The organism is Microcystis flos-aquae FACHB-1344, from assembly GCF_014698375.1.
Classification (GTDB): Bacteria; Cyanobacteriota; Cyanobacteriia; order Cyanobacteriales; family Microcystaceae; genus Microcystis; species Microcystis aeruginosa.
In genome coordinates this window covers 1-10,234 of sequence record NZ_JACJSW010000032.1, presented here as the reverse complement: position 1 = coordinate 10,234, position 10,234 = coordinate 1, and the positions used below count along the sequence as shown (strand labels likewise).

The 10,234-nt window shown below is 40.7% G+C and carries 11 protein-coding genes and 2 pseudogenes; 4 read left to right on the top strand and 9 right to left on the bottom strand.

Translation table 11 applies throughout. From position 1 onward, the window contains the following. Positions 1–145, bottom strand: a pseudogene (locus H6G48_RS02020) (ISL3 family transposase); the annotation flags it as partial. Positions 146–637: 492 nt separating this feature from the next. Here H6G48_RS02020 and H6G48_RS02015 point away from each other — a divergent pair. Together H6G48_RS02015 and H6G48_RS02010 are read left to right on the top strand one after the other, a co-directional pair. Continuing rightward, positions 638–2,539 carry a M48 family metallopeptidase gene (locus tag H6G48_RS02015; RefSeq protein ID WP_190718568.1) on the top strand — a complete coding sequence of 634 codons (1,902 nt, stop codon included), beginning with the start codon at positions 638–640 and terminating at the stop codon, positions 2,537–2,539. Between the two features lie 462 nt (positions 2,540–3,001). Then, a complete protein-coding gene (locus H6G48_RS02010) occupies positions 3,002–3,097 on the top strand; it encodes an element excision factor XisI family protein (protein WP_242034497.1) in 96 nt (31 codons plus the stop codon). Positions 3,098–3,255: 158 nt separating this feature from the next. Here the strand turns inward: H6G48_RS02010 and H6G48_RS25945 are convergent, their stop codons facing one another. The 7 genes from H6G48_RS25945 to H6G48_RS01975 all read right to left on the bottom strand — a co-directional run bounded on the left by H6G48_RS25945 (position 3,256) and on the right by H6G48_RS01975 (position 9,478). Beyond that, positions 3,256–3,549, bottom strand: coding sequence for an HNH endonuclease (locus tag H6G48_RS25945; protein ID WP_287737935.1), 294 nt, complete (start codon positions 3,547–3,549; stop codon positions 3,256–3,258). Positions 3,550–3,723: 174 nt separating this feature from the next. Then, the gene (locus tag H6G48_RS02000; protein ID WP_190718565.1) at positions 3,724–4,566 is read right to left on the bottom strand and encodes a BsaWI family type II restriction enzyme; all 843 of its coding nucleotides are present in this window, start codon (positions 4,564–4,566) and stop codon (positions 3,724–3,726) included. Between the two features lie 12 nt (positions 4,567–4,578). Then, a complete protein-coding gene (gene dcm / locus H6G48_RS01995) occupies positions 4,579–5,595 on the bottom strand; it encodes a DNA (cytosine-5-)-methyltransferase (protein WP_190718562.1) in 1,017 nt (338 codons plus the stop codon). Positions 5,596–5,756: 161 nt separating this feature from the next. Further along, entirely contained in the window at positions 5,757–6,842 is a 1,086-nt protein-coding gene (ald, locus tag H6G48_RS01990) for an alanine dehydrogenase (protein ID WP_190718559.1), read from the bottom strand. Positions 6,843–6,925: 83 nt separating this feature from the next. Beyond that, a complete protein-coding gene (locus tag H6G48_RS01985) occupies positions 6,926–7,228 on the bottom strand; it encodes a DUF3181 family protein (protein ID WP_002761852.1) in 303 nt (100 codons plus the stop codon). Continuing rightward, positions 7,221–7,475: a hypothetical protein gene (locus H6G48_RS01980; RefSeq protein ID WP_159294608.1), complete on the bottom strand. Its 255-nt coding sequence runs from the start codon at positions 7,473–7,475 to the stop codon at positions 7,221–7,223. Before H6G48_RS01980 ends, H6G48_RS01985 begins: the two co-directional genes overlap by 8 nt. A gap of 134 nt (positions 7,476–7,609) precedes the next feature. Further along, positions 7,610–9,478 carry a cation:proton antiporter gene (locus H6G48_RS01975; protein ID WP_190718556.1) on the bottom strand — a complete coding sequence of 623 codons (1,869 nt, stop codon included), beginning with the start codon at positions 9,476–9,478 and terminating at the stop codon, positions 7,610–7,612. On the opposite strand from H6G48_RS01975, the gene H6G48_RS01970 reads away from it, so the two are divergent. Continuing rightward, complete coding sequence (locus tag H6G48_RS01970) at positions 9,469–9,663, top strand: hypothetical protein (protein ID WP_190718552.1); 195 nt, start codon at positions 9,469–9,471, stop codon at positions 9,661–9,663. The genes H6G48_RS01975 and H6G48_RS01970 overlap by 10 nt on opposite strands. Here H6G48_RS01970 and H6G48_RS27070 read toward each other — a convergent pair. Beyond that, entirely contained in the window at positions 9,631–9,789 is a 159-nt protein-coding gene (locus H6G48_RS27070) for a PEP-CTERM sorting domain-containing protein (protein ID WP_341275476.1), read from the bottom strand. The two genes, H6G48_RS01970 and H6G48_RS27070, sit on opposite strands and share 33 nt — an antisense overlap. Before the next feature lie 118 nt (positions 9,790–9,907). Between H6G48_RS27070 and H6G48_RS01960 the strand changes: the two are divergent. After that, positions 9,908–10,189: pseudogene (locus H6G48_RS01960) on the top strand (IS1/IS1595 family N-terminal zinc-binding domain-containing protein); the annotation flags it as partial. Positions 10,190–10,234: the final 45 nt, after the last annotated feature.

Below are 10,234 nucleotides of genomic sequence, written 5' to 3'. Positions count from 1 at the left end.
GGAGTTTATCGCTCTCTAACCCACAACGAGGACAGATTGCTTTTTGATTTTTCGATTCGATTCGGAAAACTATACCGATATTTTCTAGGTGTCGATAGCCTTGAATACAGGTTCCTTTTAGGTTCAAAAATTTGTCAAGTATCATAAGTAAAATAATCTCGTTTTTGGCTATTATATCAAATCTTAACTCAATTGTCTATCTTTTGGTATTAACCTGTTTGTGCCTTAAGTCTTTCCCTGTATGGATTTCAGCTACTTTTGAGCGTAGGCACTCTCATCGAATTTTATTTTAAGTTAATTATTTGCATAACAATTCCCGAAGAGCCAAAAAAATTAAACTAAAATCACCAAAATTCCGAAATCAAGAGGAAAGCCGCTGATGTTTTTCCATAAGGCAAAATCAGACTAAGCCGCTTTACCCCTCTGAATTGAGAAATTTTACCCCTACCCGAAAAATAGAACGGAACCTTGACAGCACGAATCATCACACCAGCACCTTTTCAGTGATCAGTTATCAGTTAAGTACCTAAGCAAAATTAATTACACATATCTAACCCCCCCCTTGCCTCTTGCATGAGTGCCTTTCTTCACTAGGAAATTTATAACGCATCTTTCGATAGTTAGTACAGTTATTTTTATGACAATCACACAGAAACAGTTTGATACATTAGTTGGAACGCTAGAAAACTTCTCGAAGGCACATCCTAGGAGTTATCGCCTACGAGTTGCCCTGTTTGCCATATTAGGGTACGCCTACATCTTTCTGGTGCTTGCTGGGCTGTTAACACTAATTGGATTAATTGTCTCATTTATTGTTTTCAGTCACCGTGTCAATTCTGCCATTATTAAGCTGGCTATTTTGTTACTAATTCCAGCATGGGTGATTGTGCGATCGCTTTGGGTGACCGTCCCTGAGCCTGAAGGTTTGAAACTTAATTGTCGTCAAGTTCCTAAATTATTCGCTCTAGTCGATGAGTTGACGACTAAACTCCAAGCTCCCCGATTTCATAACATCCTGTTAAATCAAGAGTTCAATGCGGCAGTCGTTCAAGTTCCACGACTGGGTATCTTTGGTTGGCAGGAAAACTATTTACTTTTGGGACTTCCCTTGATGCAGTCATTATCGCTGGAACAACTTAAAGCAGTTATGGCGCACGAGTTAGGGCATCTCTCTGGTAACCATTCTCGCTTTGCAGCATGGATTTATCGAATTCGCAAAACCTGGATGCAGATTTATGAACGGTTACATCAAAGCGATCAATCTGGAGCCTCTGTTTTATTTAATCGCTTTTTAGATTGGTATTGGCCTTCCTTTAATGCCTATTCTTTTACCCTGGCACGAATGAATGAGTATGAAGCCGATCGCTGTGCGGCTCAACTCACTAGCGCAAACAACACGGCTGAAGCTCTAATTAACGTAGAAGTCAAAGCTCGTTTTCTGGAGAGTTCCTTCTGGTCAGATATCCAAAAACGGGTAGAGCATCAGGCTGATCCACCGAGCAATGCTTATTCATCTATGTTGACCGTTTTGCATAGTCCGATTGCCGAAGAGGAGACCAAACAATGGTTAGAGCAGGCGCTTGCACAAAAAACCAGTTATGCAGACACCCATCCTTGTCTTGCTGATCGGTTAAAATCGCTGGGTTATCAGACTACTCAATTAGAAACGTTACCTCAACCCGCAACAATCCAAATAAGTGCAGCAGAACACCTTCTGGGAAAGATGATCTTACACAAGTTTGCGAAACAGTTCGATCAAGATTGGAAAGCAGCCATATCGACACCTTGGCGACAGCGCTATGCATACCTACAGGAAACCAAAGACAAACTACGAGCATTAGATCAAAAAGCCCAAATGCAGACTCTGCCTGAACAAGAAGCATGGGAACGAGCCTATTACACCTTGGAATTACAAGGTGGTGAAGCAGCACTTCCCTTCTTACAAGACGTGTTAAAAATTCAGCCCGATCATGCAGAAGCAAACTATACTATTGGACAAGTTTTTTTACACAAGGCTGATGCATCAGGCATTGCCCATATCGAAAAAGCCATAGAGCAAAGAGTGGATTGGGTCATAGCTGGCTGTGAGTTAGTTTATGGTTTTTTCTGTCAACAAGGTCAAACTGAAGAGGCTCAGAAATATCGCGCACGAGCTGAACAACATTATCAACTTTTACTAAAAGCTCAACAGGAAAGAGCTACTGTGGGTGATTACGATAGATTTCAACCTCACACTCTGAAAGCATTAGAGGTAAATGAACTGAAACAGCAGTTAGCTTGCTATCCGCAGGTTAAAGAAGCTTATCTAGTAGAGAAAGTGGTCAAGTACTTCCCTGAAAAGCACTTCTGTGTTCTAGGGATTGTTCGTAAACCAGGTTTGATTGAAAGTTCGGATGCGCCTCATAAATTAATTAACTTGCTAGTTACCAATTTACAGTTTCCTACTGAAGCCTATATCATCATCTTGAACCACGGTAGTTCTGATAAGCTCAAGAAAAAGATTTGTCAGATTCATCGGTCTTTAATTTTTCGACGTTAGGGACTTCCAGAGAATAAAATACCCAACAAAAAAATAGAAAAGTGTTTTTTTGCTGGACTTCCCCCGTATAAACATACTAGCTATGGCTAAAAGTCTTACAGAGCCTGAGTTCAAGCCATACAATACCAATGAACTACTGGACACAAAATCCTGAAGTTCTTACGCAGATAGGGTTTGAGGCAAAAATTTTCAAATTTGACCTTTAGACCATTATAGCTTGTTTCGGGGCAGAAAATCAGCAAAAACATGGCTACAGAGGGAATCCCTTACTCTAGAGATTAATGACACTATCTGTTAAAATCAGGTTAGCGATCACTATACAGCCAACTCTACGGAATCGCTCTACTCCAGATACAGTCAACGGTACAGCCATTTGCAAGTGAAAAATGTACCCAGTAGTCTCTTTTCAATTTTTTCTTAGAACCGACCTGCAGTAAGGGTTTTGTTAATTTTTTAGTATTTATGTATGGGGGAAGTCCAGGTATTCCCAAAGAAGATATAGTACTCGGCTTTCGTTATCCTAAAGTACGCAAATATACGGGATTTGCTGTGGCTTAGTGACCAGAAATGTTGAATCTGTACATAAAACTTTATACACAAGCTTAAATTGCAAAAGTGTTTTACACAAACTCAATCATAAACAAAGTAATTCAATTGAGAATTTAATTGACTTTATCGTACTTTTAGCCCTGAAATATATGATAGCGATGATAGTTTTAAAAATCCAAATCTGGTAAAAAGCGATCGGGAACATTTAAAGTTTTACCGCGATAGTTGATAAAATTTAGTTCTAACGTCTCACTACCTTGATCCTGAGCCTTTTTTTCGATCTCATGGCCAATAATTAATCTTAAATCCTCATCAAAACTAATTAAACCTCGATCGAAAGCAGTATCATGAGTACGAGCTAGGCACAGGCCATTATGAGGGTTTAAACGTTGTTCGGGAAATTGACTCCAGGGTAATATATGACTAGCTGTTAGTAACAGAGGAATGGGATTTCCTGTAATACAGCAACGATAGTTATATAGGGCTAAAATTGTCTTTCTAAAAAAGTTTTGTCCGATTCTAACTTTTCTGATTGCCTCGGTTTCTGTTTTGATATTTTCCGAAAAATCAAGTCTAGTAAAATCCTCCTGCTGTTCGTTGATAACTCCTAAAATAACGTGTAATTTTTCCTGACTTTACAGTTTAAAAAAGTCTCTAACAAAATCTACTAATTCTGATAAGGGACTAATAAAATCTTGGGATTTTTGTCTATTTAAATCTGTCTCTTTTTCATTATCTAATTTTTTGGCCAAAAATGCTTTATCAAAAAATTTTAACATTCCTCGTTGTTGAGGATTGTTAATTTCGTTGTAAAAATTAACTGTAACAAAACAGATAAGAGGAATTTCTGGAACATTATAGTTAATGCCGTATTTTTCCTTAATTTTAGAACCATGATCATTAGCTATTTCTAACAAAAGTTTCCATTTATAGGTTTGCGATGCTCTTTCTCGCAAAGAAGTTTTTAACGATAAAATTATACATTTAGGATAGGGTATTTCTTGATTCTTACCATCACTTATATTTGCAGAAGTATGGTAAGAATAAATGATCAAATCACAATCTGGTTTTTGTTGTTCTCCATCACCCAATTTAATAGTGGATATATTTTCAAATCCTCGAACAGCAGATTTTTTATTAGTTATATAAATATGTTGATCAATATTCTTGATCTCCTTATTTTTGAGAAAAATATAGATAACCGCATAGGGAAATATGTTTCCTACCACAGCTTTGGCAGTTTGTTTTTCATCTTTAATCAATCCCCGAAGCTTTCTTTGTTTAATAATTTTTTCTACTTCATCTTTTGAGCCTTGAATAACTTCATAGAGATAATTGAAAGCATTTTGATATATCTCTACATCTTGAATTGCTAAAATAGCGTCTATTTTCGAGATCACCGGTTGCATATAATAAGCATTCTTAATTGTCTCGATTAATTCATTTTCCTGAACATTAAAGCTATAGATATCACTCATAAATCTTTAGGACTAAAAAACTAGGGCAAGTTCTAATTGTTTGATAATTGGATTTTTGCGAGATGAATCAAGCAAATTTTTCTGATCTAAAATAGGATTATTAAGACTTAGCAATATCTCCCTTCCTATTGCCTCTACTACAGGAGGTACAACCGCATTACCAAACTGTTTATAAGCTTGATTATCAGATACAGGAATAATGAATTTTTCAGGAAATCCCATCAATCTTGCACATTCTCTTGGTGTTAGACGACGGGGATTTTTTCCCTGTTGAGGGATCAAAATTTCGGAACCATCTTTATAATATCTAGCACTCAAAGTTCTGGCAATCCCCTCTAAATTAACCAATCCATAACCGAAACCATTCCCTTTTTCTTTATGTTTATCAGCATACTTCTGTAAGTAATCCCAGAGATGATCTGTTAAAGTATATTTCCTATCAACTTCCCCTTCAAGAATATCTTTAATTTTAGGATGAATATCTGGTATTTCTGGAAACATAAATCGGCTAGGTTTCTCAAACCCAACAATAAAAATTCTTTTTCTGTTCTGGGGAACAAGAGAACGAGCATCTATGACCTGATAATAAATATGATAATTTAAATCCTCTGATAGGGTATTTTTAATCACTTCAAATGTTTTACCCTTGTCATGACTCTGTAAATTTTTGACATTTTCTAAAATGAATGCTTTCGGTCTTTTTTCTCGAATAATTCTGACAACCTCGAAAAAAAGTGTTCCTTGAGTGGGATGATCAAATCCATGGCGAGTACCTAACGCATTGTGTTTAGTTACTCCAGCTATGCTAAAAGGCTGACAGGGAAACCCAGCCGTCAATATATCATGATCTGGTATTGTTAAAGCGGGAATTAAAGTAATATCCCCTTCGGGACTATCGTTAAAATTAGCTTCGTAGGTTTTTCGAGAAAATTTATTCCACTCCGAGGAAAAAACACACTGACAACCCAGATTTTCAAAAGCTATTCTAAAGCCTCCAATGCCGGCAAATAAATCGATAAATTTGACCATTTTACCTTAATATTTTCCTAGGGATGATATTCCCTGATTATAACCAACAAGATAGCTAAAGTACAAGTGAATTAACCACCTTAATCCTGTTTTAATTGTTAAGATAGATACGACTGATTTTCCTAGCAGCCCAAAATAATTCAGTCGCACCTTTTTGACATTCAAATCAAATCGGGAAAAACTTCGCGCACTGCTGGATGAATTAACCGATGATTGGCGACATTTAACCCCTTAGCGAGGGAAACATCTTGATCCAAAGCTTTTATGCCATGGTCGGCTAATTTAATAACGTAGGGTAGGGTACTATTATTTAAAGCTTGGGTTGCCGTCCAGGGTACTGCTCCAGGCATATTAGGCACCCCATAATGTACTACTCCCGACTCCAGGTAAGTCGGTTGACTGTGGGAAGTGGCCCGCAGGGTTTCCACGCAGCCCCCTTGGTCTACTGCCACATCGACAATTACAGAACCAGGGTTCATTTTGGCGACTAAAGAGCGAGAAACTAGAGTTGGCGCTCGTTTTCCTAAGACTAGCACTGCCCCAATCAATAAATCGGCCTTAGGAACCACATTTTCTAATTGTGCCGGGCTACTATAAAGCAATTCTACCCGGGAACCGAATAAAGTTTCTAAATAGGCCAAGCGCTCGACGTTAATATCTAAAATAGTTACTTTTGCCCCCATACCGATGGCAATTCTGGCCGCTTCCGTACCCACCACACCACCGCCAAGGATAACCACTTGTCCAGGACTCACCCCAGGGAAACCCCCCAGTAAAACTCCCCTACCCCCCTGTTGTTTTTCCAGATAGCGGGCCCCAAATTGTACCGAAAGACGACCAGCAATAACACTCATGGGAGTTAAGAGAGGCAAGCGACCATCGGCAAGCTCGACCGTTTCATAGGCGACCGCAGTTGTTCCCGACTCGATTAATGCTTCCGTTAAATAGCGCTCGGCCGCTAGGTGTAAATAGGTGAATAGGAGAGCTTCCTTGTTTAAAAAGCCGTATTCTGCCTTAAGCGGCTCTTTTACCTTGACAACTAGCGGTTTATCCCAAACTTGTGCCGCTTTTTCCACAATTTTGGCCCCAGATTTTTGGTAATCTTCATCGCTGAATCCAGCACCCAATCCGGCGGCCGTTTCCACAAATACCCTATGACCGCGATCATTGAGTACACGCACACTACTGGGACTCAAACCGACGCGAAACTCTTGATCTTTAATCTCTTTGGGAACACCTATTTCCATGGTTTGCTTCTGGGGGACTATTTCTAACTACTTTAGCCTGTTAGTCCTAGTCTGCGAGTTATCAGGCATACTATTTGGAAATTTTAGCGACTTTTTTGGTATTCTTCTAGCAAATCGATTAAATCTATCTGACATTTGCTGGGTAACAAATCCGCTAGAGAAACTTGCAGATGACCACCTCCGAGGGTGACTTTTATCTCCCGCAGGATAGACATGACTGCATTCTCGCTTAAGCTGTCGTTTTCGAGCAAAGGGAAGACTTTTTCGGCAACGACGCTGTGTAAATGTGCTTCCCGGAGATAGAGATGCCATTTAGCCACGTCAATGTAGATATTGTCGCCGATTTGGGCCGCCAGATTTTCGATGTCCTGAGTTGTATTAGCCATGGGATGTTACCGAGTAGTTAGCGATCGCCGCTATATAAATCAAATGTCCCACCAATAGAATAGCCCAAATTCCCGTGAACAGATTTAACCAAGTCCAATCGGAAAATTTAATGATATGAAAAAACCACAACCCTGAATTAATCGCTAAAAAAGCCGCCACATGAACGGCGAAATTCATGCGATCATCTAAACGTCGGAAAGCGGGATCGTTTTTGCGATCGGGTTGACGGGGCCAACGAGGAGGCATAAGCAGTGATCAGTGATCAGTTATCAATTATCAGTGTACCGGTTTTTTTAGCTAAGTTAAGCTCAATCTCTGCCCATCCCTTTACTGTTGCCAAAGTGCCTATCCTAACCAAGAAGTTAATTTTGTCCTATCACTTATCTACTGGTGGCGATTTCCACTTCGGGTAAGATTTCTAAAGATAAACGGGTTTTGACAGTACCAGAAAGACGTTTAAGCAGTTGTGGGCGTAAATCGCGCAGAATATAGATTAATTCGTCTCCGGTGCGCCATTCTTCCCTTTCTGTTACTACCTGTAGGGAATTATCGCGACGCAATAGTAGGGGCAGCAGTTCGCCATTTTCAATTAATTTAGTTAATCTGGTCTGTTGTTCGCTCAAATCATTGCCTTTAAAGATAGTTTTACCCAATTTAATCTGATTATCGTCTAAATACTGATTCCATTCCTTGACCGAAAAACTAGGGAGAAAAACCTGATTAACCTTATTTTTATCTGGGTTAGGGGTTCCCGCAAAGGCAGCCAACACCCGGGGAGGATGAAATTCCTCGCTGGCTCTTTGGGCTAAAACCAGATTAACCTCGCTATTATTAGTCAAAACCAGAAAAGTCCCCATGGATTCGATGCCTGCTTCTTGCAGTATTTTTGTATCAAGTCCGCTACTCTGCAGCACCGTCAAACCGTCTTCTTCTGCTTGCTGACAGGCCCTGGCATCCGTATCGATTAAAACCACGTTTTCCCCTTGTTCTTGGAATAAACAACCGATTAAGCGACCTAGGGGATTACAACCGACGATTACTGCTCCTGTTGCCGCAGAAGAAGTGATTTTTAGCCCTTTTGCCACCCACCGCGCCGTTAATCCCTGAATAAAAACGGTCATTAAAATTGTTAAAAAGACTAAAGCTTTGATCGCTTCACCGCCATTAATACCGGCACGGGTGAGTAAAATGGCAAATAAAGAAGCTACGGAGGCAGAAACGATTCCTCTAGGGGCAACCCAAGCGATAAATAGCTTATGTCGCCAATTTAGGTCACTTTTTAGGGTACACAGAGCCACACTCAGGGGACGTACCACCAGCATCAAGACTAGCACCGTCAGGACGCTGCCCCAACCCAAAGCGATGACACTGGCGATCGAAAGATCCGCCGCTAGTAAAATAAACAGTACCGACACGCAAAGAGTCGTTAATTGACCCTTAAAACGCCTTAATAACCGCTCATCGGGAACTGCCGCCGCTTTTAGCACAATTCCCGCCATTACTACCGCCATTAACCCCGATTCACTGCGACTAAATTGCGATAAACCAAATAATCCCCAGACTCCCGCTAAAACCACGAGATTCTTTAACTCAAAAGTCAGAAAATTGCAAGTTTTTATAATAAAACTTAACAATCCCCCTCCAGCAATGCCGATCGCCGCCCCGATGCCTAAACGCAGGGTTAAACCAGTGATAATTTCCATGGGGCGGGCATGACTATCAATAATCGTATTTAGCACCACTACGGCTAAAATTGCGCCCACAGGGTCGATTAATACCCCTTCTCCTTCCAAAAGCGTCGCCACTCGCCGATCTACGGCTACTTGCTTCAGCAAAGGTCCGATCACCGTCGGACCGGTTACTACCACTAAAGAAGCGTAAAGAAAAGCGATCGGCCAGGGAAATTCCCCCAACCAGTGGGCTGCCATACCGCCGCCAATGAGAGTGATGGAAGTACCGAGGGTGACAAGGTTGCGTAAACTGCCAGAAACTCGCCCTAATTCCCGTCCGCTTAAGCTTAAACCGCCTTCAAATAGGATAATCGCCACAGAGAGAGCAACAAGGACTTCTAAGCCGATTCCCAGACTTTGGGGGTGTAAAATTTCCCAACCATCGGACCCTAAAGCAATCCCAAAAATAAGCAGGAAGACAATACTGGGAACTTTCAGGTATTCGGCGATGACTTGGGCTGTAATCCCCGCCACCACAGTGATGACAATTTGCAGGGTAAGGGCGAAAGATGGATCCATGTTTAGCGATCGGTTATCGGTTATCGAGGCGGTGTTATGGTTGGGGTTTAATCATTCTAATTATAGTTTTGATTCCCGCTCCGGCCTGGTCGGGAGGAAATAAGCATAATCCAGAAAACGGGTTTCTCAAAGAAACCCGTTTTCTATGGCAATTAAGCCTTATCACTGTCTGGCTTTGGCTTTAACTGGCGTTTAACCAAGGCACCCAGGCCTAATAAGCCTAACCCTAAAACGGTACTGGGTTCGGGAACTTTCTGTCCTGTTACGGTTAAGGGAAAAGAAACCCCTTGAGCCGGATCACCATTGCTGATGGGGTAATGATTCGGTAGTAGTGCCGTAGCCCTCTTGCTTACCTGGTATGAATTGTGTCAAATATTTATGAATAAAAATAATTGGAACCCGCTCAGTCTTTAAACCTCTAGCTTGATCATGACTTTTCTGATAAATATCTTTTTCTGGCTCCTGTCTGGCTTACTCAAATATCAGTCTAGCACCGAACAAAGTCCCCCCTTCACCTCTATTCCCCTGTCCTAATTGTGGTTCTCACCATACTATCAAGAATGGTTCTATTCATAATGGAAAACCCAAACGTCAAGGTAAAGAATGTGGTCAAACGTTTGTGATCAATCCCACTAATAAAACTGTCTCTGACGAAACCAAACAATTAATTGATCAACTCTTGCTCGAACGAATTTACTTGCGAGGAATTGCTAGAGTAACAGGGGTAAGTTGGTCATGGTTACAAAACTATGTCAA